This window comes from Pseudomonas sp. MWU16-30316 (assembly GCF_020515645.1).
Classification (GTDB): Bacteria; Pseudomonadota; Gammaproteobacteria; order Pseudomonadales; family Pseudomonadaceae; genus Aquipseudomonas; species Aquipseudomonas cerasi.
Genome location: NZ_JAIZAZ010000004.1, coordinates 327397 through 354242 on the forward strand (window position 1 = coordinate 327397; position 26846 = coordinate 354242).

The following is a 26846-nucleotide window of genomic DNA, read 5'->3' on the forward strand; positions in this document are numbered from 1 at the left end:
TCGTCAAGGATCCAGACAATGAAGCAATATGTTGAAAACTATCAGCCTACAGAAGGCTTCGCGCCTGCAACCGGCCATGTGGAAGGCGACTCGGTCTCTCCCAAGGCGATGATTTTCCATATCCTGAAAGACCTCAGCAGCGATGTTGAAGTGCTGGATATCGGGTTCGGCTCTGGAACACTGGGCGCGTTGATCAAGGCAAACCCGGACACGGCGCACTGGTCGGTGGACGGCATCGATGGCTGGGAAGCCAACTGCCAGAATTCGCAGCTGCATGAGAACGCTACCTACCGCAACATCTGGCACGGCCTTGCTCAAGAGCTGTCATCCGAGCGGCTGGCCCAGTACCGGATAATCTGTCTGCTGGATGTCGTCGAGCATCTGACAGCCGATACGGCGAGATGGCTGGTGCGCACATTGCTTTCCAGCCTGGGGCCGGATGCCTATCTGTTCATCAGCACGCCACTGTGGTTTTACCCGCAAGAAACTCAACAGACCGGCGATCTTGAGGAACACCTGATCGGCGTGCCTGCTTCGTCGATGATGGCGCTGTGTCCGCATCTGTATGCAGTCAATCAGCCGCTCATCGGCGGGTTCGTGTTCAGTCGCCGCAGCCTGGATTTCGTGGAGTTCTTCCAGCCCACAGCAGATAAATCGTTTTCGTATGAAAAAGGCATGCACGTCGCAAAGGCCGTCGGTATGAAACTCGACCCTAACGTTGCGTACACTATGGATTGACCCTGTAACGTTTCCGCCGCCTGCGGGCGGCAGGGCGGGTGAACAGCCATGAGGCACATGCGACGGGTTCATGGCGAATGCCCGAGCAAAATCAAAATACTGATTTATGACACTTTTATTTCAATGAAATCCGCGCTGTGCGATGCTGGCGCCAAGGCCCATGGCCGACTAAAAGCTTAGTAGAGCGTTTCATCCATCCCCGCTCGCTACACGCTGCATCTTTCAATTCATCGCCTGTATAGGCAAACCTCAGGGGGCTTTTCGCATGCTGACCCTGCTCGATTTGCTATCCGCCGTCGCCCTGCTGATCTGGGGCACGCATATCGTGCGCACTGGCATCCTTCGTGTTTACGGTACACAACTTCGTCGTGTGCTCAGCCAGAACATGTCCAAACGACCGCTCGCGTTCATAGCCGGCACTCTGGTGACGGCACTGGTGCAGAGCAGCAACGCCACCGCCATGCTGGTGACGTCGTTTGTCGGCCAGGGGCTGATGACGTTGACGCCTGCCCTGGTGATCATGCTTGGCGCCGATGTCGGCACCGCCTTGATGTCTCGCGTGCTGACCTTCGATCTGTCATGGCTGTCGCCGCTGCTGATCTTCCTTGGCGTAGTGTTTTTCCTGTCGCGCAAGCAGACCCGTGCCGGTCAACTGGGACGGGTCGGTATCGGCTTGGGCCTGATCGTGCTGGCCTTGCAGCTGATCGTCGCGGCTGCCGCACCGATCACCCAGGCGGCGGGGGTCAAGGTGCTGTTCGCCTCGCTGACCGGCGACCTGCTGCTGGATGCGCTGGTGGGCGCCATGTTCGCGCTGATCTCCTATTCCAGCCTGGCGGCAGTGCTGCTGACGGCCACATTGGCAGGCACCGAAGTCATTGGCTTGCCGGTGGCGATCGGCCTGGTGATCGGGGCCAACATCGGCAGCGGCCTGCTGGCCTTTCTCAGTACCAGCATGCAGAACGTTGCCGGCCGGCAGGTGGCGCTGGGCAGTCTGCTGTACAAACTGTTCGGCCTGCTGCTGATCTTTCCGGTGCTCGATCCGCTGGTTGCCTGGATCGACACGCTGGGCTTTAGTCCGCAGGAACTGGTGATCGGCTTTCACCTGCTTTACAACACGGTGCGCTGCCTGATCATGCTGCCAACCGTGGCCCCGATGGCGCGGTTGTGCTCGTATCTGCTGCCCCAGCAGAACGAAGTCGGCGGCCTGGCCAAACCGCGTCATCTGGACCTGACCGCGCTGTCGACGCCCAGCCTTGCGCTGGCCAACGCGGTGCGCGAAACCCTGCGTATGGGCGACCTGATCGAAAGCATGCTCGCCTCGATGCTGGCGGTACTGCGCGGCACGCAAACGGCGGTGACCCAGGAAGTGCGCCGCTTCAACGATGACGTCGAAGCGCTGTACAGCGCGATCAAGCTGTACCTGGCGCAGATGCCGCGTGAAGACCTCGGCGAGCACGACAACCGGCGCTGGGCCGAGATCATCGAACTGACCATCAACCTGGAGCTGGCCAGCGGCCTGATCGAACGCATGTTGCGCAAGATCCAGCAGCAGAAGACGGCACATCGCCGGTCGTTCTCTGAAGTCGGTCTTGAAGAACTTGCCGATCTGCAGATTCAATTACAGTCGAACCTGCGCCTGGGCCTTTCGGTGTTCCTCAGCGGCGATCACGAAAGCGCGCGTCAGTTGTTGCGCGAGAAGCGCCAGTTCAGGGCCGAGGAGCGACGCCTGGCGCACGCCCACGTCAGCCGGCTGCGCAACAAGGTGGTCCAGAGTATCGAAACCAGTTCGCTGCACCTGGAACTGATTGCCGACATGAAGCGTCTGAACTCGCTGTTTTGCAGCAGCGCCTACGTAGTGCTGGAAACCGCTGACACAGGAGCCTTGTCGAGCGAGGTCGAGGCCGACAGATCGCTATGAACGTAAGGGCCGAGGTGAAGTCTGTTAAACATACCGGCCCGCCAGGAAAGCTGTTTTATGCGTTGCCTGCTGTTCGCTTGTCTGCTCCTCGGTTCACTCCCCTCATTCGCCCTTGACCGTCTCCAGGTCGAGGGCTACCTGCTGCCCAATGGTTTGCAAGTCATTCTCAAACCCGGTTACGACAAGGGTCACGTCGCCATCCGCCTGGTGGTAGGTATCGGCTTCGATGACTTCCCGTGCCAGGACAAGGAACTGCCGCATCTGCTGGAACACCTGCTGTTCAGCGGCGTGGATGACAGCGGCGAAGGCGGGCTGGAGGAGCGTATGCAGGCACTGGGCGGCGAGTGGAACGCCTTCACCAGCAATGCCGACACCACCTTCGTGATCGAAGCGCCTGCGCGCAACCAGCGCAAGGTGCTCGACCTGCTGCTGGAGATCATGACCAAAACCGAGCTGAGCCAGGCGCGGCTGGACGGCGTCAAACGCGTGGTCGAACGCGAAGATGGCGGGCATTTTTCGCACTTGCAGCGCCTGCTTGACCGGCGTGATTCCGGGCGCAGCGCCAGCAGCCAGCTGGCCGTGGAGCTGGGCCTCAAATGCGCTGAACGTCCCGAGGTGGACGGCATCCAGCTGGAGCATATCGAAGACATCTTCGCCAACTGGTACGCCCCCAACAACATGACGCTGATTGTGGTGGGTGATCTGGACAAGCTGCTGCCAGCCTATCTGGAGCGCACCTACGGCAAGCTCGCCCCCACCGATCCGATCGACCATCCGCCACTGGCGCAGGGCAGCGGCTCGGCCGAACCGCGCCGCGAGCTTGAGCGCGGCGGGCTGGGCGAGAGCGCCAAGCTGCACCTGATCTACCCAGAGCCGCAGCTCGACGACCAGCACGACGAAACCTGGGAGCTGGTCAAAGCCTATCTGGACTGGACGCTCTACACTGAGCTGCGCCTGAAACACAGTTTGTCCTACGGCCCCTCGGCAGAGCGCGAAGTGTTCGGCGATGTCGGGTTTTTGAGCCTGAACGCCGATGTCGAACGTGACGATGCCGATGAAGCCGAGCGCGACATTCGCGGTCTGGTCGAGCGCCTGCAAAAAGACGGCATGCAGCCCGCTACGTTTGCGCGGCTGCAACAGCTCGCCATTGACCGGCAGTCATGGGCCACACAAGGCAATAGCGCGCTGGCCGACTACTATTGGAGCGCGCTCAACGATTATGAAAACGGGCGCTTCGAGGATCCGGCCAAACGGATCAAGGCGGTGAAGCTGGAAACGGCCAATCAGGCGATGCGCCAATTGCTTGCCCAGCCGGGTTACATGCGCATTGAAAAGCCACTGTTCAGTTATGACGGTCTGTATTGGCTGATTGGCGGAGTACTGGGTTTCATGGCACTGCTGGCCCTGTGGCGCTGGCGTGTACGCAGCAAATAGAATCCTGACACCGAACTGCACCCCGGGTGCAGGCTCCGCGCTGCGTTTGTTACACAGCGCGTTTTTTGTATGAACAGAACCGAGTGACCCCTCCGATGCTTGACGTGAATCGCTATGTGACACCCGTGCTCAACTTGATGCAGCGCTACCCGGGGCTCATTGCAGCGTTTGGTTTCGTTTCCGGTATCGCCAGTTTCATTCTGGTCGATCGCCAGGCAGGGCTGGCCACCTGGATTGCCGTGGTGATGCTGATCAGCTGGCTGTGGCTGATGGTCGAAAACACTATGGTCGGGTTGCTCAACAAGGCGCTGGGCCGCGAGATTCCGCAGGGCTTGCTGCGCTACGGCACGCAGATGATCCATCAGGAAAGCCTGTTCTTCGTGCTGCCGTTCTTTTTCATCACCACCACCTGGAACAGTGGTCAGGCGGTATTCACTGCGGTGCTCGGCGCCGCCGGGTTGATTTCGATCATCGACCCCCTCTATTACAAATGGCTGGCGCCCAGACGCTGGCTGTTCATGACGTTGCACACTCTGACACTGTTCGCGGCACTGCTGACCGCGCTGCCGATCATCCTGCACCTGACCACCGCCGAGAGTTACAAACTGGCGCTGGGTGTGGCGATGCTGCTGTCGGCGCCCAGCCTGATGTCCAACTTCCCGCTCAACACCTGGCGCAGCGCACTGGCCGTGATCAGCATCATCCTGGCCATCGGCGCGGCGGGCTGGTTGCTACGCTCCTGGGTGCCGCCTGCGACGCTGTGGTTGACTGAAGTGGCGGTGAGCCCGGACTTCGATAACAAGAACCGTACGCCGGGCGACAGTATTTCGCTGATCAGCGCCAAGCAGCTGCGCAACGGCGGCCTGTATGCGTACACCGCCATCAATGCGCCGCGCGGGCTGGACGAGCGTATCTACCATGTGTGGTGGCATGAAGGCGAAGAGATGGACCGCATCGCGCTGGATATCCACGGCGGCCGCAAGGAAGGCTATCGCGCCTGGACGCGCAAGCAAAACTTCCCGGAGGACGTGACAGGACGCTGGCAGGTGAGGGTGCTGACCGAGGACGGCCAGATGATCGGCGTGCTGCGTTTTGTCGTCACTGACAATGACCAGCCAGCAGTCAAGCGACCTACCGGGCGGATAATCAAGCTCAAGCCGGGCGGCGACTCGGCCGAAGAGACTACGCCTGAGTCCGCACCGGCTGATGAGCCGAAGCAGGAGAAGCAGGAGGCTGCGCCTGCCGAAGCAGCCCCCGCGGAGTCTGCGCCTCAGGCTCCGGCGCAGTAATGTTTCAGGTCGCGGTCGCGCCGAAGAACCAGTAGCAGACGAAGATCGCGGCCACGACACCGGAAAACTCGGCCAGCAGCGCGCAGCCCACCGCATGGCGAGCGCGCTGAATGCCCACGGCGCCGAAGTACACGGCAAGGACGTAGAACGTGGTCTCGGTGCTGCCCTGAATCGTGGCAGCGGCCAATGCAGCGAAGCTGTCCACGCCCTGGGTCTGCATGGTTTCGATCAACAGGGCACGGGCGGCGCTGCCCGAGAAGGGTTTGACCATCGCGGTCGGCAACGCATCGACGAAGCGCGTGTCCAGCCCCAGCCACTGCACCAGATGCCGAATGCCTTCCAGGCCGAAGTCCAGCGCGCCGGATGCGCGCAGCACGCCCACCGCACAGAGCATGGCGACCAGATAAGGCAGCAGGCTCTTGGCGACGTCGAAACCTTCCTTCGCACCTTCGACGAAGGCCTCGTAGACCAGCACCTTGCGTAGCGTGCCGATGATCAGAAACATCATGATCAGGCCGAACAGCGTGAGGTTGCCCAGAATCGACGACAGACCCGCCAGCGCAGCCGCCGACAGCGTGCCGAGAAAAGCCATGAAGGTGCCCAGCAACAGGGCGCCGGGGATGAGGTAGGCGAGCACCACCGGGTCCCACAAGCGCAGACGCTGCATGAACGCGACCGACAGCAGGCCGACGATGGTCGAGACACTGGTGGCCAGCAGGATCGGCAGGAATACCAGGGTCGGGTCAGGCGCACCTTGCTGGGCGCGGTACATGAAGATCGTCACCGGCAGCAGGGTCAGGGATGAGGCGTTGAGCACCAGAAACAGGATCTGCGCGTTACTGGCGGCGGTCTTGCTCGGGTTGAGTTCCTGTAGCGAGCGCATGGCCTTCAGGCCAATCGGCGTGGCGGCGTTGTCGAGACCCAGCGCGTTGGCGGCGAAGTTGAGGGTGATCAGCCCCAGCGCAGGGTGGCCGGGCGGCACCTCCGGCATCAGGCGCAGAAACAGCGGCCCGAGGACCTTGGCCAGCCAGTCGACGATGCCGGCCTTCTCCGCGATGCGCAAAAAGCCCAACCACAGGGTCAGTGTGCCGAACAGCAGCACCATGACCTCCACCGACAGCTTGGCCATGGCAAAGATACTTTCGACCATCGCCGCAAAAATGCCGGCGTTGCCGCCCACCAGCCACTGCACCAGCGCGGAAATCGTCGCCACGACAAAAAAACCAAGCCACAGGCCATTGAGCATCGGATAAGTCCCCCACAAGAATCGGGGATGATAGCGGCGGGGTGCGCCGGAGGGAAATCGGTAGGTGCTGAAAGAGTCGTAGGAGCGATAGGTGCACGAGAACACGGTCGTTTTGTGACGCTCTGCGGCGCACATTCAGGATAGGACGCAGAGCGTCCAGAACAGCATTCCCACGCGGAGCATGGGAACGATGAAACCTTGAGATCACTATCGTGCCAATGCTCTGCGTTGGCATGCAGGTCGTGACGCTCTGCGTCACATATCCGTTGCGCTACGCACGCTCAGGATAGGACGCGGAGCGTCCAGAACGGCATTCCCACGCGGAGCATGGGAACGATGAAAGCCTTGAGATTTCTATCGTGCCAATGCTCCGCGTCATCAGGGCTATGCGGGGTATCTTCAGCGCCCGGCCAGCAGCTCCTGGCCGCGAACGACGGCAGCGCGGACCTGTTCGGGGGCGGTGCCGCCGATGTGATTACGGGCATTCACCGAACCTTCCAGGGTCAGCACGGCGAAGACGTCCTGTTCGATCTGGTTGCTGAACTGACGCAGCTCTTCCAGGCTCATCTCTGCCAGGTCCTTGCCGGTTTCCACACCGTATTTCACCGCGTGACCGACGATCTCATGGCAGTCACGGAACGGCAGACCACGGCGGACCAGATAGTCGGCCAGATCGGTGGCGGTCGAGAAGCCGCGCAGCGCTGCTTCACGCATCATCGCGTGCTTGGGCTTGATCGCAGGGATCATGTCGGCGAACGCACGCAACGAATCACGCAGCGTATCGGCCGCGTCGAACAGCGGTTCCTTGTCTTCCTGGTTGTCCTTGTTGTAAGCCAGGGGCTGGCCTTTCATCAGGGTCAGCAGGCCCATCAGGGCACCGAACACGCGGCCGCTCTTGCCGCGAACCAGTTCAGGAACATCGGGGTTCTTCTTTTGCGGCATGATCGAGCTGCCGGTGCAGAAGCGGTCCGGCAGGTCGATGAACTGGAACTGCGCACTGGTCCAGAGCACCAGCTCTTCCGAAAAGCGCGACAGGTGCATCATTGCGATGGATGCAGCCGAGCAGAATTCGATGGCGAAGTCGCGATCCGATACGCCGTCCAGCGAGTTGCCGCCCACCACCTCGAAGCCCAGCAGTGTGCAGGTCAGCTCGCGGTCGATCGGGTAGGTCGTGCCCGCCAGCGCCGCGCTGCCCAGCGGCATGCGGTTGAGACGCTTGCGGCAATCCACCAGACGCTCGTAGTCGCGGCTGAGCATTTCGAACCAGGCCAGCATATGGTGACCGAATGTTACCGGCTGGGCCGTTTGCAAGTGGGTGAAACCGGGCATGATGGTTTCAGCTTCACGCTCGGCCTGGCCCAGCAGACCTTGCTGCAGACGTGTGATTTCGCTGAGGATAAGGTCGATTTCGTCGCGCAGCCACAGACGGATATCGGTGGCGACCTGATCGTTGCGGCTGCGACCGGTGTGCAGCTTCTTGCCGGTGATACCGATGCGGTCGGTCAGGCGTGCTTCAATGTTCATGTGCACGTCTTCCAGATCGACGCGCCAGTCGAACTGGCCAGCCTCGATCTCGGCCTGGATGGTGTTCAGGCCGTCAACGATGGTATCGCGCTCGGCGTCGGTCAGTACGCCCACCTTGGCCAGCATCGTAGCGTGGGCGATGGAGCCCATGATGTCGTGGCGATACAGGCGTTGATCGAAGGTGACGGAGGCAGTGAAACGCGCGACAAACGCGTCGACGGGTTCACTGAAGCGGCCGCCCCAGGACTGGTTGGTCTTGTCGGTGCTCATGGATTCGCTCGTTGCTGACTGAAAGTGACGTGCCCGATACCTGGCACAAGAACGAACGCGATGATAACAGGGTTGATGCATTTTTATCCCCGGACAGCTTGCCGCTGACGAGGCCAGGGCAGAGACTGGAGCCATGCGAATCGAACCTGTGAAACATGATGCCCGGCCCGCGCCCGGCAAAGACTTTTTCCTCCCTGAACTGTGCCTGCCGCAGGCATTGCTGGTGCTCGTCGTGCTGGCCGAGCTGCTGGTGCTGGTTCTGGTGCTGGTGGAACCGATGCGCAGCGGCTTCGACTGGGTACGCCTGGCGTTGATGTCGCTGTTCGTGCAATGGATCGTGCTGCTGTCGGCAGCGCTGCTGTGCGGGTTGCGCCCCTGGCTGGCGCGATTGACGCCGGGGCTCGCGGGCATGCTCAGTTGCCTGCTGGTGGTCGGCCTGACGCTGCTGTGCACAGCCGTCACCGACGTCTGTCAGCTTACCGGGCGAATTTCGGTCAGCGGCATGGTCGAGCGTTATCTGCGCTACTCGACGATTGCCCTGATCATGTCCGCCCTGATGCTGCGTTACTTCTATCTGCAGAGTCAGTGGCGCAAGCAGCAACAGGGCGAGCTGCGCGCCAGGATCGAATCGCTGCAGGCGCGCATCCGCCCGCACTTCCTCTTCAATACACTCAACAGTATCGCCAGTCTGGTGGCCAGCAACCCGGTCAAGGCCGAGCAGGCGGTGCTCGATCTTTCGGACCTTTTTCGTGCCAGTCTGGCCAAGCCGGGCAGCCTCGTGACATGGGGTGAGGAGCTGGCATTGGCAAAACGATATTTATCGATTGAGCAATATCGTCTTGGCGAGCGTCTACAGTTGGACTGGAGGGTGAGTGCAATTCCCGATGACTTGCCAATCCCCCAGCTAACCTTGCAGCCATTACTTGAAAACGCTTTGATTTATGGCATTGCTCCGCGGGTCGAAGGGGGCGTTGTAACGGTCGAAGCGAACTATGAAGGGGGAGAGTTCATATTGAGCGTCAGCAATCCCTATGAAGAAGTTGCCAATCGGCAGACTTCCAACGGTACTCAGCAGGCTCTGACGAATATAGGCGCACGAATTGCGGCACTTTTTGGCCCGCATGCCAGTCTGAGCGTGGAGCGCCGTGACGGTCGTCACTACACCTGTCTACGCTATCCTTGTGCGAGACTCACGCAGGAAGCCAGAGCTATATGAATGTCCTGATCGTTGATGACGAACCCCTGGCCCGCGAGCGATTGAGCCGCATGGTCAATGAAATCGAGGGTTATCGAGTACTGGAACCCAGCGCGTCCAATGGCGAAGAAGCCTTGGCGCTGATCGAAACCCACAAACCGGACGTAGTGCTGCTCGATATCCGCATGCCGGGTCTCGATGGCCTCCAGGTCGCAGCCCGACTGTGCGAGCGGGAAGCACCGCCTGCCGTGGTGTTTTGCACCGCCCACGATGAGTTCGCCCTGGAAGCTTTTCAGGTCAGTGCGGTGGGCTATCTGGTCAAGCCTGTGCGTCCCGAGCACCTTGTCGAAGCGTTGCGAAAAGCCGAGCGGCCAAACCGCGTGCAACTGGCGGCGTTGACCCGCCCGGCAGCCGAAAGCGGATCAGGGCCACGCAGCCACATCAGCGCGCGTACCCGCAAAGGCATCGAGCTGATTCCCCTGGATCAGGTGATCTACTTTATCGCCGATCACAAATACGTGACCTTGCGTCACGAGGGCGGCGAAGTGCTGCTGGACGAACCGCTCAAGGCACTGGAAGACGAATTCGGTGACCGTTTCGTGCGCATCCATCGCAATGCGCTGGTGGCCCGCGAGCGCATAGAACGGTTGCAGCGCACCCCGTTGGGGCATTTCCAGCTGTTCCTCAGAGGGCTCAATGGCGATGCGTTGATCGTCAGCCGCCGCCACGTAGCCGGTGTCCGCAAAATGATGCAGCAGCTCTAGCGCCTCGCCGCTCTGGAGCCTCTGCGCCCAGACCGAGTCATGGAACGGGAGAAAATTCCGGCTCCATGTGCTTTTCGGCTGGCCTACGCGCAGCCTTTCCCATGCGCCCCTCAGGCACTGCCGATTGATTGATCGGCTCAGTGTCTGACGCAAGTTGCAATCAGCGCCGAAGCCGCCCTGACCGGGATTGAGCTGTTATTATCCGTCGCATTTACTCAGTACGGATTGTTCAATGTCCTCTCGCGAAATCCGCATCGCCACTCGCAAAAGCGCGCTGGCACTCTGGCAGGCAGAATACGTCAAGGCCCGCCTGGAACAGGCCCACCCCGGCCTGCTCGTGACGCTGGTACCCATGGTCAGCCGTGGCGACAAATTCCTCGACTCCCCGCTGTCGAAAATCGGTGGCAAAGGCCTGTTCGTCAAGGAGCTGGAAACCGCGCTCCTGGAAAACAACGCCGACATCGCCGTGCACTCGATGAAAGACGTGCCAATGGACTTTCCACAAGGCCTGGGCCTGTTCTGCATCTGCGAGCGCGAAGACCCGCGCGATGCATTCGTTTCCAACACCTTTGCCAGCCTGGACCAGTTGCCGGCCGGCAGCATTGTCGGCACCTCCAGCCTGCGCCGTCAGGCCCAATTGCTGGCGCGTCGACCCGATCTGCAGATCCGCTTCCTGCGCGGCAACGTCAATACCCGTCTGGCCAAGCTGGATGCCGGTGAATACGACGCCATCATCCTCGCCGCCGCTGGCCTGATCCGCCTGGGTTTCGAAGACCGCATCACTTCCGCAATCAGTGTCGACGACAGCCTGCCAGCCGGTGGCCAGGGCGCGGTGGGTATCGAATGCCGCAGCGTCGACGCCGAAATTCATGCACTGCTTGCCCCTTTGCATCATGAGGACACTGCTGTGCGCGTGATTGCCGAGCGTTCGCTGAACAAGCACCTCAACGGTGGCTGTCAGGTGCCGATCGCCTGCTACGCCGTGCTGGAAGGCGATGACGTGTGGTTGCGCGGCCTGGTGGGCGATCCGTCAGGCAGCGTGTTGCTGCACGCGGATGCCCGGGCACCTCAGACATCCGCTCAGGCACTGGGTGTGCAAGTGGCCGAAGCGCTGCTGGAGCAGGGCGCCGCCGACATCCTGAAAGCGGTCTACGGCGAGGCCAATAACGAATGAGTGGCTGGCGTCTGCTGCTGACCCGCCCGGCCGAAGAGTCGGCAGCGCTGGCCAGGGTGCTGGCCGAGGACGGTATCTTCAGCAGCAGTCTGCCCCTGCTTGAAACCGAGCCTTTGCCCTTGACGCCTGCACAGCGTTCGATCATTTTCGAGCTGCTCAATTATTGTGCAGTGATCGTGGTCAGCAAACCTGCCGCGCGACTGGCCATCGAGCTGATCGATGAAGTATGGCCGCAACCGCCCCTGCAACCCTGGTTCAGTGTGGGTTCAGCAACCGGGCAGATACTGCTCGACTACGGGCTGGATGCGAGCTGGCCGGAGCAGGGCGACGACAGCGAAGCCTTGCTTGAACTGCCGCGCCTCAAACAGGCGATTGCCGTACCGGGAAGCCGTGTGTTGATCATGCGCGGTGACGAGGGACGCGAACTGTTGGCCGAGCAACTGCGCGGGCTGGGGGTGGGGGTTGATTACCTACCGCTGTATCGTCGCTACCTGCCGCAACATGCGCCCGGCGCCCTGGCGCAACGCGTCGCTGTGGAACGCTTGAACGGGCTGGTGGTCAGCAGTGGGCAGGGTTTTGAACATTTGCTTCAGTTGGCGGGGGATTCATGGCCGGTCCTGGCCGATCTGCCGCTGTTTGTACCGAGCCCCAGGGTTGCCAGCATCGCGCGGGCAGCCGGAGCAAGGACCGTTATTGATTGTCGTGGCGCCAGCGCCGCGGCATTGCTGGCAGCGTTGCGGGAACAACCTCAGCCTGCCGTCAAGGCGTAATGATCGACACCTGTCGTTTACGCTATTACGCCAAAATGCAAAGGATGGGATACGTGAGCGAAACAGCCTTGCCTAAAGACGAAGAATCGGTGTTGAAAACGCCTGCATCCAAGCCTGAGCCAGTCCGCACCGAGCGCACCGGCAGTCGCAACAGTGGCCTGGTGTTCCTGGCCTTGCTGCTGGCAATTGCCGGTATCGCCGTCGCCGGCTGGGGAGTCTGGCAACTGCGCATGTTGCAGGCCGGGCACCAGCAGCAGCGCGGACAGGTCGAGGATATCGCCGAACAGACCCTGGTACTGGCGCAGAATGACCAGCAGCTGAGCGCACGCATCGCGCAATTCCCGCCGGCCAATCAGCTGGAAGACAGTCGACGTCTGGTCGCGCAACTGCAAGGCGATCAGCAGCGCCTCAGCCAGCGACTCGAAACCGTACTGGGGGCGAGCCGCAAGGACTGGCGTCTGGCCGAGGCCGAGCATCTGCTGCGTCTGGCCAGCCTGCGTCTTTCAGCGCTGCAGGACATCAACAGTGCACAGGCGCTGGTTCAGGGTGCCGACGAAATTCTGCGTGAGCAGGACGATCCGGGCTCCTTCGCTGCCCGCGAGCAATTGGCCAAGAGCCTTGCCGCCCTGCGCAGCATCGAGCAGCCGGACCGCACCGGGCTGTTTCTGCAACTCGCAGCTCTGCGTGAGCAAGCTGTACAGCTCAACAAGCTGGCCCCCGAATACGAAGACAAGGGCGAGTCACTGTTGGGCCTGACCGCCGACAAGACCGAATCCAGCCGGTGGACGCAGTGGTGGGACGAGATCTCCCATTACTTCCGCATCGATTTCAACGCCGACAAGGACATCCGCCCGGTACTCGCCGGCCAAAGCCTTTCGCAGGTCCGACTGGCGCTGAGCTTGGCGCTGGAGCAGGCGCAGTGGGCAGCGCTTAACGGCGAGCCCGAGGTTTATTCCAAGGCCATCACTGAAGCGCAAAACGTTCTGAAAGCCAACTTCGATCAGGACGATCCACAGGGTAAAGCGCTCGGCCAGGGGCTTGATGCTGTCGCCAGCCAGCCGGTATCGGTGAAGACACCGGATCTGGCGCCGACCCTGAGCGCCGTGCAGGCCTACCTTGAACGCCGTCATGCCGCCGGCCAGCCAGCCGAGGCGCAACAGGGGACCAGCCGATGAAGCGCTTCTATGTGCTGTTATTCATCGCGATCGCCGCTGCGGCGTTGATCGGTGTCGCCATCGCCGAGCATTCCGGTTACGTCCTGATCGCCTATCAGAACTTCCGCTACGAATCGAGCCTGTGGGCGACCCTGGCGCTGCTGGTCGCCGCGTTGCTGGTGATCGCACTGCTGAGACTGTTGATCAGCCTGCTGACGACTTCGGGCCGCGTGGTTAACCCATGGTCGCGTCGCAACCGCCGTCGTCGCGTGCAAATGGCTATCGAGCAAGGCCAGATGGACCTTGCGGAGGGCCGCTGGTCCAGCGCTCAGCGTCATCTGCAACGCGCGGCCGAAGCCGATACTCACCCGCTGCTCTACTACATCGGCGCTGCACGCGCGGCCAACGAGCAGGGTCGTTACGAAGACTGCGATGCCTTGCTGGAACGTGCGCTCGAGCGTCAGCCACAAGCCGAGCTGGCAATTGCCCTGAATCACGCCCAGTTGCAGCAGGATCGCGGCGACACCGAAGGTGCGCTGACCACGCTGCTGGCCATGAAAGAGCGTCATCCGCACAACCCTCAGGTGCTTCGTCAGCTGCAACGCCTGTATCAGCAGCGTGGTGACTGGTCCGACGTGGTCCGCCTGATGCCGGAACTGCGCAAGGACAAGGTTCTGCCAGCCAAGGAGCTGGCCGAGCTGGAACGCCGCGCCTGGGGCGAGAACCTGAGCCTGGCGGCGTACCGCGAGGGTATCGAAGGCGCACCGACCGGCCTGCCTTCTCTGGAGAGCGCTTGGCAGGGGCTGGCCTCTGCGCAACGCCAGGAGCCGCAACTGGTGCTGGCGTACGCCGATCAATTGCGCCGTCTGGGTGCCGAAGCTCAGGCTGAAGAGGTGCTTCGTAGCGCCCTCAAGCGCGAGTACAACAGCCATCTGGCGCGTCTGTACGGGCTGGTTCGCGGCAGTGACCCGCTCAAGCAGCTGCAAACGGCGGAAGGCTGGCTCAAGCACCATCCGGCTGATCCAAGCCTGTTGCTGAGCCTGGGACGTATCTGTCTGCAAGGCCGACTGTGGGGCAAGGCGCGGGATTATCTGGAGAGCAGTCTGCGCCTGGAACGCAATCCCGAAACCTGCGCCGAGCTGGCTCGTCTGCTGGGCCAACTGGGTGAGACGGATCGCAGCAATCAGCTGTTTCAGGAAGGCCTGGGCCTGCTGGACGAGCGCCTTCTGTCACGGCCCCTGCCGGTACTGACCAAGGCTTGAAACCACCGGAGAGTCCTAGGTCAGGGCTCTCCGTGCTGCCTCACCAGCCCGTCAAGATCAATGCGTAAGAATCGTCCTACATACATGAGTAAAAGAACCACGCAGCGGTGTGTTCTTTTTCCTCGGTAAACAGCGACGCATCCGTATGCCGCCACCTTGAATGCGCCGCACCCTTTCCTCTACCGTAATCGTCTCGTCCTTTGTTACGGATTTGCCATGTATCTGGCTCGCACACGCTTCCTGTTTTTCCTGGCATCGCTGGCCTGTGCATCAATCATTGGCGTCGCCTTCTACCTGCAGCAAGCTTTCGGTCTCGACCCTTGCGCGCTGTGCATGGTGCAACGGGCTGCATTCATCGTCTGTGGCGTGCTGGCGCTCTGTGCTGCCTGCCACGCATCTGGCCCGACAGGCACGCGACGCTACAGTCTGGGGCTTTTGCTGGTCGCCCTGGCCGGGCTTGCTGCAGCAGGCACACAGGTGTGGTTGCAGACCGCCTCGGCCGATCAATTGATACCTGTTATTACCAGACTGGAGCAGGTATTGAGCCTGCTCTCCCTGGACATGTGCATCGACCGACTGCGAAGCGACGCGCTGTTTTGCGCCGAGATCACCTGGACACTGTTCGGCATCAGCCTGCCGGAGTGGAGTCTGCTGGCATTCACGGGTCTGGCGCTGTTACCGCTGTATCCTCTTTTCAGCGAATTCAGCCACTGGCTGGCGACCAGAGATCGGGGCGGCTATTAAACGCTTGTATGAACTTTATCTCCTGCGTACCTTGATGGCCTTGTCGAGCGGGCATAATCTGGGCCGCACGCGTCACTGGAAATATGCTGTCCTGACGCATTTATCAGGCCAGGTCCCGGCCAATCACCCGGACCGGCCCAGGACTGCATGCCCCTGAAGGGAAGAGAGAAGACCATGCTGGAAAGTTGTCAGAATGCTCAGGAACGCTGGGGCGGAGTGAACAAGCTGATCGATCGCTGGCTTCAAAGCCGTCTCGAACTGGTCGAAGCCTATGACGCGCTGGGCGACACGCCCGAAGCGTTGGCAGCCGACCTTGAAGGTCTGCAGAACTTCTGCGGGATTCTTGTGGATTACGTCTCCGCCGGGCACTTCGAAGTCTACGAACAGCTGGGTGATGAAGCCCGGGCGTTCAATGACGAGCGTGGGCTGGAGCTGGCAGACACGATCTATCCACGTCTGGACGTCATCACCAAGTTTGCCCTCACGTTCAATGATCGCTGCGACAAGGGCGACTGCTCGGATGCGGCGGTAGTAGCACGGGAATTCAATCAGCTGGGGCAATTGCTGCACGAGCGTTTCGAGCTGGAAGACTGCCTGATCGAAGTGCTGCACAACTCGCACAAGGAAGAGATCGCCGCTCAGGCGTGATCTTGTCGGTGCCAGCGCTACACGCCAAGGGTGCTTATTGCACCCTTTCGCATTTCTGAACGCCGGCTTTACGCCCGCTTACTGCGAAACCGCAACCAGCTCGATTTCAAATACCAGCGGTGTAAACGGATCGATCAGATCGCCAGCGCCCTCGGCGCCATAGGCCTGATCCGAAGGAATGACCAGACGCCACTTAGCGCCGGTCGGCATGTTCTGCAAGGCGCTGGTCCAGCCGCTGATCACACTGTCGAGCCGGAACCACTGGGGCTGGGTGCTCTGATCGAAGATCGTGCCGTCCGGCAAACGACCGACGTAACGCACCTCAACCCGGCCGTCGGCACTGGGCTTGGGGCCGGTGCCAGGAGTCAGCTCGGTCATGAGAATCCCGTCAGCCAGCACCTTCACACCCGGCTTGGCCTTCTCGCTGTCCATGAACGTGCGCTCGGCCTTGAGGGCCGCCTCGGTCGGCGCATCCGTACCGGCAGTCTCGGCCTGAGCGATAGCGGCATCATGCTCGCGCAGAATCTGGTCGATGCGCTCCTGCTTGAGCGCCAGCGGCTTGCCCTGATAGGCCTGCTGCAAGCCTTCCACCAACGCCTTGAGGTCCAGGTCAGGGACTTCCTGATGCAACCGCTCGCCAAGGCTTGCGCCCAGGCTATAGGCGAGGTCGTGGCCGTCACTGGACGCAGGCGGTGCCTCGGCGGCTTGAGCCAGGGGTAGCAAGAGGAACAACGACGTTAACAGGTAGCGCGACATTAATGCTCTCCGGCCTGGGAAGGCAGCGATTATGCCTGCGCCAGCGCGAGTAGTGACGAGTCTTGTGACGTGAATTTCACAATGCCTTTGCATCGTGCCGAGCAATCATTTCTCTCAGTATGCAACAGGGACCCATGGATGCTGTCAAGATGCCCTAGCGGCGATGCGCGCAGAAGCCTAGTATGAGCCGCAATTTCGTCACCCAGGAGGTAAGTCATGTCGGCCAAAAAGAAGCCAGTAAATACTCCGTTGCATTTGCTCCAACAATTATCGGGCAGCTTGCTTGAACATCTGGAAGACGCCTGCTCCCAAGCCTTGGCTGATGCCGAGAAACTGCTCGCCAAGCTTGAGAAACAACGCGGCAAGGCGCAGGAAAAACTGCACAATTCCCGCATCAAACTGCAGGATGCTGCCACCGCCGGAAAATCCAAGGCGCAGGCCAAGGCCAAAGGCGCCGTGTCCGAGCTGGAAGAGTTGCTGGACGCTCTCAAGGATCGTCAGACCGAAACCCGCACGTACATCCTGCACCTCAAGCGTGATGCCCAGGAAAGCCTGAAACTGGCCCAGGGTATTGGTCGCGTAAAAGAGGCGGTCGGCAAGATCCTGACCACTCGCGATGCCAAGCCTGTCGCGCCTAAAGCCGTCGCCAAGACACCTGCTGCCAAAGCACCCGCAAAAACTGCAGCGAAAGCGCCGGTTAAAGCGGCCGCCGCCAAGCCAGTCACCAAAGCCGCAGCCAAGCCTTCCGCAGTTGCCAAGCCAGCGGTCAAAACCGCTGCTGCCAAGGCCCCGGTAAAAGCCGCCGCCAAACCTGCCGCCCGCACGACTGCAGCAGCCAAGCCTGTCGCAGCCAAGACCACTGCCACCAAGCCGGCTGCGGCCAAGCCGGTTACCGCCAAGCCTGCTGCAGCCAAGACCACTGCCACCAAGCCGGTTGCAGCCAAGCCTGCCGCCACCAAGGCGCCGGCTGCCAAGGCCACCGCCAGCAGCGCTGCCAAACCTGCAGCAGCAAAAGCAGCGGCCGCCAAGCCTGCGGCGAAAGCGCCTGTGAAAGCGCCCGTCAAGGCACCGGCCAAAGCACCTGCCAAGGCACCTGTGAAAGCAGCAGCCAAGCCTGTCGCCAAACCTGCGGCGAAGCCAGCCGCCGCCAAACCGGCCACGCCAGCGCCTGCTGCTGCAGCCAAGCCGACGACGCCTGCACCTGCTGCGCCAGCCGCCGCACCGGCAACCCCTGCCAACGGCGCAACGCCAACCAGCGCTTCCTAAGTCTGGTCGACGGCATGTCCAACCGCGATGCGCAGCACATCCAGCGCATCGCGGTTTTTTTCTGCATCCCCTTCGGCAAGTTCGAGCAGCCACTCCTCTGCATTCCTCGCCTCACCTGCCGGCCAATCCCCGGTCAGTGCCTCAAGCTTTATCATCAGGCTCTGTTCGGCCTCCAGTTCCAGCGCCTTGACCTTCATCCGTAATGTAGTCAGCAACGCATCTTCAAGCGCAGCAATGCGCCATTGGTTGCGCAAATCCCGTAGCGGACGCACCACATCGTCATGCCAGGGTGTCGCCAACTGCTTTATTTGCGCGACTCGCTGAGCGTTGCACGCCACGTCGCGCGTACCCAGCCACACCCCGCAAAGCACCATGCACACGTTGGCCCCGTTGGCTTGCAGCGTCAGACAAGCCTGTTCCACACCCGGTCGGGCGTAGAAATCGAGGGTGAAACTCCAGAGCGCTGAAGGCATAGTGATCCACCTGTTCAGGACGAAGCTGGTAGACTCCGCCGCCATTATGATTCGACTTCAAAGCCTTACCTTACAGCGTGGTCCGCAACGTCTGCTAGAAGACGCCGAGCTGACTCTGCACGCCGGCCATAAAGCCGGCCTGATCGGTGCCAATGGCGCCGGTAAATCCAGCCTGTTTGCCCTGCTGCGTGGAGAGCTGACGCCGGATGCCGGTGACTGCCTGCTGCCCGCCGACTGGCGTATCGCGCACATGCGCCAGGAGGTCGACACGCTCGAACGCCTGGCCGTGGATTACGTGCTCGATGGCGACGAGCGCCTGCGGGAAGTACAGAGCTCGCTGGCCGAGGCCGAAGCCGCGCAGGACGGCGCCGCTCAGGCACGTCTGCATTCGGAGCTCGACAGCGCCGACGGTTATACCGCCGACGCACGCGCTCGCAAGCTGCTGGCCGGGTTGGGCTTCACCAACGAACAGATGGAACGTCCGGTCGGCAGCTTCTCCGGTGGCTGGCGTATGCGCCTGAACCTGGCGCAGGCATTGATGTGCCCCTCGGACCTGCTGCTGCTCGACGAACCGACCAACCACTTGGACCTTGACGCCATTCTGTGGCTTGAAGACTGGCTCAAGAGTTACCCCGGCACCTTGCTGCTGATTTCCCACGACCGGGATTTTCTGGATGCCGTGGTCGATCACATCGCCCATGTCGAGCAACGCAAGATCACCCTCTATCGCGGCGGCTACAGCGCGTTCGAGCGGGCCCGTGCCGAACGTCTGGCGCAGCAGCAACAGGCCTACGAAAAGCAGCAGGCGCAACGTGCGCACATGGAAAAGTACATCGCACGCTTCAAGGCCCAGGCTACAAAGGCCCGTCAGGCACAAAGCCGGATCAAGGCGCTGGAGCGCATGGAAGAGCTGTCGGCCGCGCACGTCGACTCACCGTTCAACTTCGTTTTCCGTGAGTCCGACAAGATCTCCAGCCCATTGCTGGACCTGTCCGACGCGCGCCTGGGTTATGGCGACAAGACCATCCTCGAGAAGGTCAAGCTGCAACTCACGCCCGGTGCACGCATCGGCCTGCTGGGTCCGAACGGCGCAGGCAAGTCGACGCTGATCAAAAACCTCGCCGGCGAGCTCGAGCCGCAAAGCGGTCGGCTGGTGCGTGGCGAAAACCTCACCGTGGGCTACTTTGCCCAGCATCAGCTCGACTCACTGGACGCCAAGGCGACCCCGTTGCTGCACTTGCAGCGCCTGGCACCGACCGAGCGTGAACAGACGCTGCGTGATTTCCTTGGCGGTTTCGACTTCCGTGGCGCGCGCCTGGATGAGCCGGTGCTGAATTTCTCCGGTGGCGAGAAAGCCCGCCTGGCGCTGGCACTGATCGCCTGGGAAAAGCCCAACCTGTTGCTGCTCGATGAACCGACCAACCACCTCGACCTGGAGATGCGCCTGGCGCTGACCATGGCCTTGCAGGAGTTCGGTGGTGCGGTACTGGTGGTGTCTCACGACAGGCACTTGCTCAAGAGCACGACCGATGACTTCCTGCTGGTGGCCGACGGCCGCGTACAGGAATTCGACGGCGATCTGGATGACTACACGCGCTGGCTGGCCGATTACCGGCTGCGCAACGCGCCGGTCAGCAACACGCCCGTCAACGCCGACAAGACCGACAAGAAAGCCCAGCGCCAACAGGCAGCGGCCTTGCGTCAGCAACTGGCACCGCACAAGCGCGAAGCCGACAAGCTGGAGCGTGATCTCGGGCTGGTGAATGAAAAACTCGCCAAGGTCGAAGAAGCGCTGGCCGACAGCACCAACTACGAGGCTGCCAACAAGGACAAGCTACGCGATCTGCTGGCCGAACAGGCCAAGCTGAAAGTGCGTGAATCCGAGCTGGAAGACGCCTGGATGCAAGCGCTGGAACTGTTGGAATCAATGCAGGCCGAACTGGAAGCATTGTCGTGAGCGAGGCAGGGAAGTGATGGACATGTTGGGCTTGCCGGTATCCGCGTACTGGCTTGAACCGCTGCTGGTGGGTGCGCAGATTCTGCTGATCCTGTTGGCCGGTTACGTACTGCAACGCATCGTCGGTGGTTTTCTGACCGGTCTGGGCGAGCGTTATCCGTTGCCGCCAGAATTGCTGGTCCCGGTTCGCGGCGGCCTGCGCTGGTTGATCATGGGCAGCGCCTTTGTTCTCGTCCTCGGCCGACTCGGGGTATCGGCTACGGTGCTGTGGACCGCACTGTCCGGCTTCGTCGCCGTAGCGGCGGTGGCGTTCTTTGCAATGTGGAGCGTGCTGTCGAACCTGCTCTGCGCCATTCTGATCTTCACCATCGGCCCGTTCCGCATCGGTGACATGGTCGAGCTGGTCGATACGCTGGACAAGCCGGGCGTGAAGGGGCGGGTGGTCGCCATCAATCTGATGTTCACCACCCTGATCGAGACCCCGGAAGCCGGTGGCGCGCTGGTCCAGGTGCCCAACAGCCAGTTTTTCCAGAAGTCCGTGCGCCGCTGGCGTGGCAGCGATCTGTTTCCGCAGATGGTGGTTGCAAAGCAGCCGGATGAGCAGGATTAGAAATCGTTAGCCTTGCAAAGCATTAAGCACTAATTTATTGCGCATTCGACTTTGTATGAGGTGCACGATGGCGCTTGAAACGTGGCTGGGCTTTTTTGCGGCCTGCTGGATTATCAGTCTTTCCCCCGGCGCGGGCGCCATCGCTTCGATGTCCTGCGGCCTGCAATACGGTTTCTGGCGGGGCTACTGGAATGCCCTGGGCTTGCAGATCGCGTTGGTGGCACAGATCGCCATTGTCGCGGCAGGTCTTGGCGCAGTGCTGGCGGCCTCGGATATGGCGTTCACGCTGATCAAGTGGTTCGGCGTCGCGTATCTGGTCTATCTCGGCATCAAGCAATGGCGCGCTTTGCCAGCCGATCTGGCCGATGAATCTGCCGTGCGCCCGGTGGGCAAACCGATGACGCTGGTCTTGCGCGGCTTTCTGGTGAATATCAGCAACCCCAAGGCACTGATCTTCATTCTGGCGATCCTGCCACAGTTCATCGACCCGACCGCTCCGCTGCTCATCCAGTACGCGATCATCGCAGCGACCATGGTGGTGGTCGATCTGATCGTGATGGCGGGCTACACCGGGCTGGCATCCAAGGTGCTGCGCCTGCTCAAGACGCCTCGCCAGCAACGTCGCATGAACCGCACCTTCGCCAGCCTGTTCGTAGGCGCGGCAGGTTTCCTCGCGACGTTGCATCGCGGTACGGCCTGAAACGTGTCGGTCTGGAGCCCTGAGCAGACATACGTTCTGTTCAGGGCGATTGAAGGCCGAACGTAAGATTCTGTAACAAAAATAGACCTCGACTATTGAGTAGTGCCGTTGCGGCGTTAACAATGCAACGCTTCGCATTCCCGTCGAGATTCTGCAATGCCCGTCCGTTCTCGTTTTCTTGCCTGGTTACTGTTGCCGCTTCTGGCGCTGGGCAGCTGCATTGCGCTGGCCGACCCGGTCGAGGGTGCCGCCCAGGCGCTGCATCTGCTGGATTACCTGGGGGCCGATTACCCGGCGACCGTGGCGGACGGCAAGGTTGTGGACACCGTCAAGTATCAGCAGCAGGTCGATAACCTGACTGCGTTGCAAGGCCTCATCGTTGCCTTGCCGCAACGCGCCGAGCGTGATGCTCTGGAGCAGGCGGTAAACCAGCTGAAAAGCGCTGTGGCAAGTCGACAGGACGCTGCGCAGGTCACTCGTCAGGCGCGGCAGTTGAGTGCGAAGCTCGCGCTTGCCTACGAGGTCAGTCAGGCCCCGGCCATTACGCCGGACCCCGCCCGTGGCGCGCCTTTATACGCCCAGCATTGCTCGGTGTGCCATGGCGACAGCGGTGCAGGGGATGGACCGGCAGGTATCGGCCTGGAACCGCCACCCTCGAACCTGCGGGATACTGCGCGGCTGGATCGCCTGAGTCTCTACGACCTCTACAACGCGACCGGGCTAGGCATTGCCGGCACCGATATGCCCGCGTTCGCCGACCAGCTGGACGATCGCCAGCGCTGGGACATCGCGACGTATATCGCCAGCTTCAGCGCACAACCGGTCGCCCAGCCTGCCAAGACCTTCAACCTCGCCGATCTGGCTCGCCAGACACCGGCCGAAATCCAGGCTGGCGAAGGTCCGGACGCTACCGCCACCTTCCGGGCCCAGCGCGCGCAGCCACCTCAGGTACAGCGCGGCCCGGCGCAACTGCTGGATTACACCAGTGTAACGCTGGACAAGAGCCTGGCAGCCTACAAGGCCGGTGATCGCGAGCAGGCCTATGATTTGTCGGTCGCGGCGTATCTGGAGGGTTTCGAGCTGGTCGAAAGCTCGCTGGATAACGTCGACGCCAATGTGCGCAAGGACACTGAAAAGAGCCTGATGGCTTACCGGCAGTCCTTGCAGGACAGCATGCCGCTACCTCAGGTCGCGCAAAAACTGGAAGCAGCCAAAGGCAAGCTCAAGGAGTCGGCGGACCTGTTGGGCAGCGACGGCCTGAGCCTGTCGCTGAGCTATATTTCGGGCCTGCTGATCCTGCTGCGTGAAGGGCTGGAAGCGATTCTGGTACTGGCGGCGATTCTGGCGTTTCTGCGCAACACCGGCCAGCAGTCTGCCGTACGCAGCGTCAACATCGGCTGGGGTCTGGCGCTGCTGGCCGGGCTGGCCACCTGGGCACTCGCGGCGTATGTCATTGACGTCAGCGGCGCGCAGCGTGAATTGCTGGAAGGCGCCACCGCGCTGTTCGCCAGTGTGATGGTGCTCTGGCTCGGGGTGTGGATGCATGATCGTCGTCACGCCGCTGCGTGGCAGGACTACGTCAAAAGCAGTCTGGTCGGCGGCGGCGGTCGTTTCGGCTTCGCGGTGCTGGCGTTCTTCTCGGTGTATCGCGAGTTGTTCGAAGTCATCCTGTTCTACGAAACCCTGTGGCTGCAGGCCGGACCGGCCGGGCACGATGCCGTGCTGGCGGGGGGTGCCACGGCGCTGGTGCTGCTCGTAGGCCTGGCGTGGGTCATCCTGCGCGGCTCGGCGAAGCTGCCGCTGTCGCTGTTCTTCGGCATCAATGCTGCGCTGCTCTGCGCACTGTCAGTGGTGTTTGCCGGTCACGGCGTCAAGGCGCTGCAGGAGGCGGGGATATTCGGCACAAGGCCGGTGCCGTTCTTCGAGTTCGACTGGCTGGGCATTCACGCCGACCTGTACTCACTCAGCGCACAGGCCATCGCCTTGATCGCCATTGCAGTGCTGTACGGCAGAAGTCGTCTGGCCGAGAAGCGCAGGCTGCAAACGGCAGGCTGACGTTTTGCCTGCCAGGGACAAGTGGTGCTCACCGCTTGTCCCTGCTTCCCCCCCAGCGCTGTTGCGATTCGCCGTCTCACTTTCCCGCCCTGTACAAAAAACCACCTGTTACTTCTACCAGTAGACGCCCTTTTTCTTCAGGCCTAGTGTAGCGAAACGCCAACTCGGCTATCGGGTACTGGCGCATTTACCTGACAACGGGGTGGGTGATGGCCAAGTATGAGATTCGGTTGTGGGCTGAAGACATTGAGGAACATGACCATCCTGAAATAGCCATTGAATTTTATGAAAACGATGACCTGCAAGAACACGCCTGGGTCAGGCTGCACCCGCAGGGAAAACACAAGATTCGCGGCGAACTGGGCAGGGATGAGGAAGTGCTGACGGCTCTGGCGCTGGCCTTCAGGAAGAAAGTGGCTGAGTTGGCCGATTGGTAACTTTACTGTTGATAACCTGAGGCACGGCGGGCAATAAAAAAGGTTCGTTCAAACGAACGAACCTTCCAATTTGACACCGACCGATCACGTCACTCGGGATCAACCGGCTTCTTCAACTTCGGGTTCGGGAAGAACTGCACACCCTGAACCTTGGGATCAGCCGGTTTGACCACCGCCTTGTTGACCCGCGTACCCAACTCCTTCGGTATCGAAATACCCTGCTCGTTGAGCGTGTCGCTGTAACCGCAACTCACGCACTCGCGATGCGGCACGTCGTTTTCGTTCCACATCATCAGTTTGTCAGGCTCGCTGCACGCCGGGCAAACCGCCCCGGCGATGAAGCGTTTCCTGGTAATGACTACCGGGGTATCGGTCATGCTGCCGCATCCTCACTCAAGCCACTGTGACGCAACAATGCGTCAATCGACGGCTCGCGTCCTCGGAAGTCGACGAACAGCACCATCGGTGCCTGCGAACCACCACGCGCCAGAATGGCTTCGCGGAAGGCGCGTCCGGTTTCAGCGTTGAGCACACCGTCTTCCTCGAATTTCGAGAACGCATCGGCGGACAGTACCTCGGCCCACTTGTAGCTGTAGTAACCGGCTGCGTAACCGCCTGCGAAGATGTGTGCGAAGCTGTTCGGGAAGCGGTTATAGGCTGGCGGACGCATCACTGACACTTCGTCGCGAATGCCTTCCAGCACGTCCAGCACGCTGCGGCCGTCGCCATGCGTGGCATGCAGCTCGAAATCGAACAGCGAGAACTCCAGCTGACGCACCATCATCAGGCCGGACTGGAAGTTCTTGGCGGCGAGCATCTTCTCCAGCAGATCCTGCGGCAGAGGCTCGCCGGTTTCGTAATGACCGGAGATCAGCGCCAGGCCCTCGGGCTCCCAGCACCAGTTTTCCATGAACTGGCTCGGCAACTCGACGGCGTCCCAGGCCACGCCATTGATACCGGATACCCCGGCATGCTCGACGCGGGTCAGCAGGTGATGCAGGCCGTGACCGAATTCGTGGAACAGCGTGGTGACTTCGTCGTGGGTCAGCAGCGCAGGTTTGCCGGCAACAGCGGGTGTGAAGTTGCACACCAGATTGGCCACCGGGCTCTGTAACGTGCCTTGCGCCGTACGGCGACGGTCGCGCGCGCCGTCCATCCAGGCACCACCACGCTTGTTGGCGCGGGCATACAGATCGAAGAAGAAGCGCCCGACGTGCTGGCCGTTTTCCTTGATCTCGAACAGACGAACATCCGGGTGCCAGGTGTCGAAGCCTTTCTGCTCGGCAATCTCGATGCCGTACAGGCGCTGAACGATGGTGAACAGGCCGCCAAGCACCTTATCGACAGGGAAGTAGGCACGCAGGATTTCCTGGGAAACGCTGTAGCGCTGCTCGCGCAGCTTCTCGCCGTAGAAACCGCTGTCCCAGCTTTGCAGATCAGGGCAGCCCTGTTCGGCGGCATAAGCCTTGAGCTGCTCCAGATCCTGGGCAGCAAAAGGCTTGCTGCGCTTGGCCAGGTCACGCAGGAAGCTCAGTACCTGGTCGCTGGACTCGGCCATCTTGGTTGCCAGGCTCAGCTCGGCGTAGTTCGCATAGCCGAGCAATTGCGCGAGTTCCTGACGCAGGTCGAGGATCTGCTCCATGACCGGCGTGTTGTCGTTCTTGCCCGCGTTCGAGCCTTGATCCGACGCACGGGTGGCGTACGCCGCATAGACTTCTTCGCGCAGTGCGCGGTCTTCGGCGTAGGTCATCACCGCGTAATAGCTCGGGAATTCCAGCGTGATCAGATAGCCTTCCAGATTCTTTGCCTTGGCAGCGGCAGCCATCTGCTGTTTGGCAGAATCGGTCAGGCCGGCGAGGGCGGACTCATCGGCGACCAGCTTGGTCCAGGCCTGAGTGGCATCGAGCAACTGGTTGGAAAACTGGCTGCCCAACTCCGACAGTTTGCTCTGCACTTCGGCGTAACGCTTCTGCTGCTCGGGCGGCAGATCGATACCGGACAGGCGGAAGTCACGCAGCGACTGCTCCAGAATGGTCTTCTGGCCAACGTCGAAACTGGCGGCCTCGGGGCCATTGGCCAGGGCTTCATAGGCTTGGAACAGCGCGCGGTTCTGGCCCATCTCGGTGGAGTAGGCGCTCAAGGCCGGCAGGCAGGATTCATACGCTTCGCGCAGCTCGGCGCTGTTGCACACGGCATTGAGGTGGCTGACCGGGCTCCAGGCAGCGCCTAGGCGGTCGTTCAGTTCGTCCATGGTCAGCACCAGCCCGGCCCAGGTCGGTGTCGAACCCTGTTTGGCGAGGATGTCGGCAATCGCGGCACGGTTATCCGCCAGGATCTGTTCGATAGCAGGTTTGACATGCTCGGCACGAATCGCCGAAAAGGGTGGCAGGTCGTACGATTGCAGAAGAGGGTTGTTCGCGCTCACGGTTTTGCACCTTGCCTTGAAGAAACACTCAGCCATC

General features: G+C 61.3%; 24 protein-coding genes. 18 read left to right on the forward strand and 6 right to left on the reverse strand.

Translation table 11 applies throughout. The features are described from left to right. Window positions 1–18 precede the first annotated feature (18 nt). From LCH65_RS16190 to LCH65_RS16205, 4 genes are all read left to right on the forward strand, one after another. The gene (locus LCH65_RS16190) at window positions 19–738 is read left to right on the forward strand and encodes a methyltransferase domain-containing protein (RefSeq protein WP_003367692.1); all 720 of its coding nucleotides are present in this window, start codon (window positions 19–21) and stop codon (window positions 736–738) included. Between the two features lie 265 nt (window positions 739–1003). Continuing rightward, entirely contained in the window at window positions 1004–2656 is a 1653-nt protein-coding gene (locus LCH65_RS16195) for a Na/Pi cotransporter family protein (protein WP_226439617.1), read from the forward strand. A gap of 57 nt (window positions 2657–2713) precedes the next feature. After that, complete coding sequence (locus tag LCH65_RS16200) at window positions 2714–4090, forward strand: pitrilysin family protein (protein WP_058398205.1); 1377 nt, start codon at window positions 2714–2716, stop codon at window positions 4088–4090. A gap of 95 nt (window positions 4091–4185) precedes the next feature. Beyond that, window positions 4186–5379, forward strand: coding sequence for a DUF5924 family protein (locus LCH65_RS16205; protein ID WP_003367700.1), 1194 nt, complete (start codon window positions 4186–4188; stop codon window positions 5377–5379). 4 nt (window positions 5380–5383) lie between these two features. Here LCH65_RS16205 and LCH65_RS16210 read toward each other — a convergent pair whose 3' ends face one another. Both LCH65_RS16210 and argH read right to left on the reverse strand, forming a co-directional pair. Further along, window positions 5384–6625, reverse strand: coding sequence for a spore maturation protein (locus LCH65_RS16210; RefSeq protein WP_003367703.1), 1242 nt, complete (start codon window positions 6623–6625; stop codon window positions 5384–5386). A gap of 399 nt (window positions 6626–7024) precedes the next feature. Beyond that, window positions 7025–8419, reverse strand: coding sequence for an argininosuccinate lyase (gene argH, locus LCH65_RS16215; RefSeq protein ID WP_024641407.1), 1395 nt, complete (start codon window positions 8417–8419; stop codon window positions 7025–7027). 133 nt (window positions 8420–8552) lie between these two features. On the opposite strand from argH, the gene LCH65_RS16220 reads away from it, so the two are divergent. The 8 genes from LCH65_RS16220 (at window position 8553) to LCH65_RS16255 (ending at window position 16130) form a co-directional block, all read left to right on the forward strand. Beyond that, the gene (locus LCH65_RS16220; protein ID WP_003318424.1) at window positions 8553–9635 is read left to right on the forward strand and encodes a sensor histidine kinase; all 1083 of its coding nucleotides are present in this window, start codon (window positions 8553–8555) and stop codon (window positions 9633–9635) included. After that, window positions 9632–10378 carry a LytTR family DNA-binding domain-containing protein gene (locus LCH65_RS16225; protein ID WP_003367710.1) on the forward strand — a complete coding sequence of 249 codons (747 nt, stop codon included), beginning with the start codon at window positions 9632–9634 and terminating at the stop codon, window positions 10376–10378. Before LCH65_RS16220 ends, LCH65_RS16225 begins: the two co-directional genes overlap by 4 nt. Before the next feature lie 232 nt (window positions 10379–10610). Beyond that, window positions 10611–11552 (forward strand): hydroxymethylbilane synthase, encoded by a 942-nt coding sequence (gene hemC / locus LCH65_RS16230; protein WP_226439618.1) that lies wholly within the window; start codon window positions 10611–10613, stop codon window positions 11550–11552. Next, on the forward strand, window positions 11549–12322 hold the full coding sequence (locus LCH65_RS16235; protein WP_044309662.1) for a uroporphyrinogen-III synthase: 774 nt from the start codon (window positions 11549–11551) through the stop codon (window positions 12320–12322). Before hemC ends, LCH65_RS16235 begins: the two co-directional genes overlap by 4 nt. Window positions 12323–12375: 53 nt before the next feature. Next, window positions 12376–13497, forward strand: coding sequence for a uroporphyrinogen-III C-methyltransferase (locus LCH65_RS16240; RefSeq protein WP_003432677.1), 1122 nt, complete (start codon window positions 12376–12378; stop codon window positions 13495–13497). Continuing rightward, window positions 13494–14738: a heme biosynthesis protein HemY gene (locus LCH65_RS16245; protein WP_003367721.1), complete on the forward strand. Its 1245-nt coding sequence runs from the start codon at window positions 13494–13496 to the stop codon at window positions 14736–14738. Before LCH65_RS16240 ends, LCH65_RS16245 begins: the two co-directional genes overlap by 4 nt. Window positions 14739–14954: 216 nt before the next feature. Further along, window positions 14955–15482: a disulfide bond formation protein B gene (locus LCH65_RS16250; protein WP_054082309.1), complete on the forward strand. Its 528-nt coding sequence runs from the start codon at window positions 14955–14957 to the stop codon at window positions 15480–15482. Window positions 15483–15656: 174 nt separating this feature from the next. Further along, window positions 15657–16130, forward strand: coding sequence for an Rsd/AlgQ family anti-sigma factor (locus tag LCH65_RS16255; RefSeq protein WP_003432684.1), 474 nt, complete (start codon window positions 15657–15659; stop codon window positions 16128–16130). A gap of 78 nt (window positions 16131–16208) precedes the next feature. On the opposite strand, the gene LCH65_RS16260 is transcribed toward LCH65_RS16255, so the two are convergent. Continuing rightward, complete coding sequence (locus tag LCH65_RS16260; protein ID WP_011266156.1) at window positions 16209–16886, reverse strand: FKBP-type peptidyl-prolyl cis-trans isomerase; 678 nt, start codon at window positions 16884–16886, stop codon at window positions 16209–16211. Between the two features lie 216 nt (window positions 16887–17102). On the opposite strand from LCH65_RS16260, the gene LCH65_RS16265 reads away from it, so the two are divergent. Then, the gene (locus LCH65_RS16265; RefSeq protein ID WP_226439619.1) at window positions 17103–18152 is read left to right on the forward strand and encodes an AlgP family protein; all 1050 of its coding nucleotides are present in this window, start codon (window positions 17103–17105) and stop codon (window positions 18150–18152) included. On the opposite strand, the gene LCH65_RS16270 is transcribed toward LCH65_RS16265, so the two are convergent. Beyond that, window positions 18149–18625, reverse strand: a complete 477-nt coding sequence (locus tag LCH65_RS16270) for a TIGR02444 family protein (RefSeq protein WP_003351458.1) — start codon at window positions 18623–18625, stop codon at window positions 18149–18151. The two genes, LCH65_RS16265 and LCH65_RS16270, sit on opposite strands and share 4 nt — an antisense overlap. 46 nt (window positions 18626–18671) lie before the next feature. Here LCH65_RS16270 and LCH65_RS16275 point away from each other — a divergent pair, with 46 nt between their 5' ends. The 5 genes from LCH65_RS16275 (at window position 18672) to LCH65_RS16295 (ending at window position 24384) form a co-directional block, all read left to right on the forward strand. Continuing rightward, window positions 18672–20582 (forward strand): ATP-binding cassette domain-containing protein, encoded by a 1911-nt coding sequence (locus tag LCH65_RS16275; RefSeq protein WP_003432693.1) that lies wholly within the window; start codon window positions 18672–18674, stop codon window positions 20580–20582. 16 nt (window positions 20583–20598) lie between these two features. Then, window positions 20599–21192: a mechanosensitive ion channel family protein gene (locus LCH65_RS16280; RefSeq protein WP_002551363.1), complete on the forward strand. Its 594-nt coding sequence runs from the start codon at window positions 20599–20601 to the stop codon at window positions 21190–21192. A 67-nt stretch (window positions 21193–21259) separates the two neighbouring features. Continuing rightward, the gene (locus tag LCH65_RS16285; RefSeq protein ID WP_054082307.1) at window positions 21260–21892 is read left to right on the forward strand and encodes a LysE family transporter; all 633 of its coding nucleotides are present in this window, start codon (window positions 21260–21262) and stop codon (window positions 21890–21892) included. Window positions 21893–22048: 156 nt separating this feature from the next. After that, complete coding sequence (locus tag LCH65_RS16290; RefSeq protein ID WP_044309658.1) at window positions 22049–23947, forward strand: cytochrome c/FTR1 family iron permease; 1899 nt, start codon at window positions 22049–22051, stop codon at window positions 23945–23947. A gap of 209 nt (window positions 23948–24156) precedes the next feature. After that, window positions 24157–24384 carry a hypothetical protein gene (locus tag LCH65_RS16295; RefSeq protein WP_003367743.1) on the forward strand — a complete coding sequence of 76 codons (228 nt, stop codon included), beginning with the start codon at window positions 24157–24159 and terminating at the stop codon, window positions 24382–24384. An 89-nt stretch (window positions 24385–24473) separates the two neighbouring features. Here LCH65_RS16295 and LCH65_RS16300 read toward each other — a convergent pair whose 3' ends face one another. Together LCH65_RS16300 and prlC are read right to left on the reverse strand one after the other, a co-directional pair. Further along, window positions 24474–24761, reverse strand: a complete 288-nt coding sequence (locus LCH65_RS16300) for a YheV family putative zinc ribbon protein (RefSeq protein ID WP_003367746.1) — start codon at window positions 24759–24761, stop codon at window positions 24474–24476. Beyond that, on the reverse strand, window positions 24758–26809 hold the full coding sequence (gene prlC, locus LCH65_RS16305; protein WP_226439620.1) for an oligopeptidase A: 2052 nt from the start codon (window positions 26807–26809) through the stop codon (window positions 24758–24760). The genes LCH65_RS16300 and prlC overlap by 4 nt, the downstream gene beginning before the upstream one ends. Window positions 26810–26846: the final 37 nt, after the last annotated feature.

Coding starts and splice junctions, on each gene's coding strand:
- argH (WP_024641407.1), bottom strand. CDS start 8,419: ATGAGCACCGACAAGACCAACCAGTCCTGGGGCGGCCGCTTCAGTGAA.
- LCH65_RS16295 (WP_003367743.1), top strand. CDS start 24,157: ATGGCCAAGTATGAGATTCGGTTGTGGGCTGAAGACATTGAGGAACAT.
- hemC (WP_226439618.1), top strand. CDS start 10,611: ATGTCCTCTCGCGAAATCCGCATCGCCACTCGCAAAAGCGCGCTGGCA.
- LCH65_RS16285 (WP_054082307.1), top strand. CDS start 21,260: ATGGCGCTTGAAACGTGGCTGGGCTTTTTTGCGGCCTGCTGGATTATC.
- LCH65_RS16195 (WP_226439617.1), top strand. CDS start 1,004: ATGCTGACCCTGCTCGATTTGCTATCCGCCGTCGCCCTGCTGATCTGG.
- LCH65_RS16265 (WP_226439619.1), top strand. CDS start 17,103: ATGTCGGCCAAAAAGAAGCCAGTAAATACTCCGTTGCATTTGCTCCAA.
- LCH65_RS16235 (WP_044309662.1), top strand. CDS start 11,549: ATGAGTGGCTGGCGTCTGCTGCTGACCCGCCCGGCCGAAGAGTCGGCA.
- LCH65_RS16290 (WP_044309658.1), top strand. CDS start 22,049: ATGCCCGTCCGTTCTCGTTTTCTTGCCTGGTTACTGTTGCCGCTTCTG.
- LCH65_RS16270 (WP_003351458.1), bottom strand. CDS start 18,625: ATGCCTTCAGCGCTCTGGAGTTTCACCCTCGATTTCTACGCCCGACCG.
- LCH65_RS16200 (WP_058398205.1), top strand. CDS start 2,714: ATGCGTTGCCTGCTGTTCGCTTGTCTGCTCCTCGGTTCACTCCCCTCA.
- LCH65_RS16250 (WP_054082309.1), top strand. CDS start 14,955: ATGTATCTGGCTCGCACACGCTTCCTGTTTTTCCTGGCATCGCTGGCC.
- LCH65_RS16300 (WP_003367746.1), bottom strand. CDS start 24,761: ATGACCGATACCCCGGTAGTCATTACCAGGAAACGCTTCATCGCCGGG.
- LCH65_RS16260 (WP_011266156.1), bottom strand. CDS start 16,886: ATGTCGCGCTACCTGTTAACGTCGTTGTTCCTCTTGCTACCCCTGGCT.
- LCH65_RS16255 (WP_003432684.1), top strand. CDS start 15,657: ATGCTGGAAAGTTGTCAGAATGCTCAGGAACGCTGGGGCGGAGTGAAC.
- LCH65_RS16280 (WP_002551363.1), top strand. CDS start 20,599: ATGGACATGTTGGGCTTGCCGGTATCCGCGTACTGGCTTGAACCGCTG.
- LCH65_RS16190 (WP_003367692.1), top strand. CDS start 19: ATGAAGCAATATGTTGAAAACTATCAGCCTACAGAAGGCTTCGCGCCT.
- LCH65_RS16205 (WP_003367700.1), top strand. CDS start 4,186: ATGCTTGACGTGAATCGCTATGTGACACCCGTGCTCAACTTGATGCAG.
- LCH65_RS16225 (WP_003367710.1), top strand. CDS start 9,632: ATGAATGTCCTGATCGTTGATGACGAACCCCTGGCCCGCGAGCGATTG.
- LCH65_RS16275 (WP_003432693.1), top strand. CDS start 18,672: ATGATTCGACTTCAAAGCCTTACCTTACAGCGTGGTCCGCAACGTCTG.
- LCH65_RS16245 (WP_003367721.1), top strand. CDS start 13,494: ATGAAGCGCTTCTATGTGCTGTTATTCATCGCGATCGCCGCTGCGGCG.
- LCH65_RS16210 (WP_003367703.1), bottom strand. CDS start 6,625: ATGCTCAATGGCCTGTGGCTTGGTTTTTTTGTCGTGGCGACGATTTCC.
- LCH65_RS16220 (WP_003318424.1), top strand. CDS start 8,553: ATGCGAATCGAACCTGTGAAACATGATGCCCGGCCCGCGCCCGGCAAA.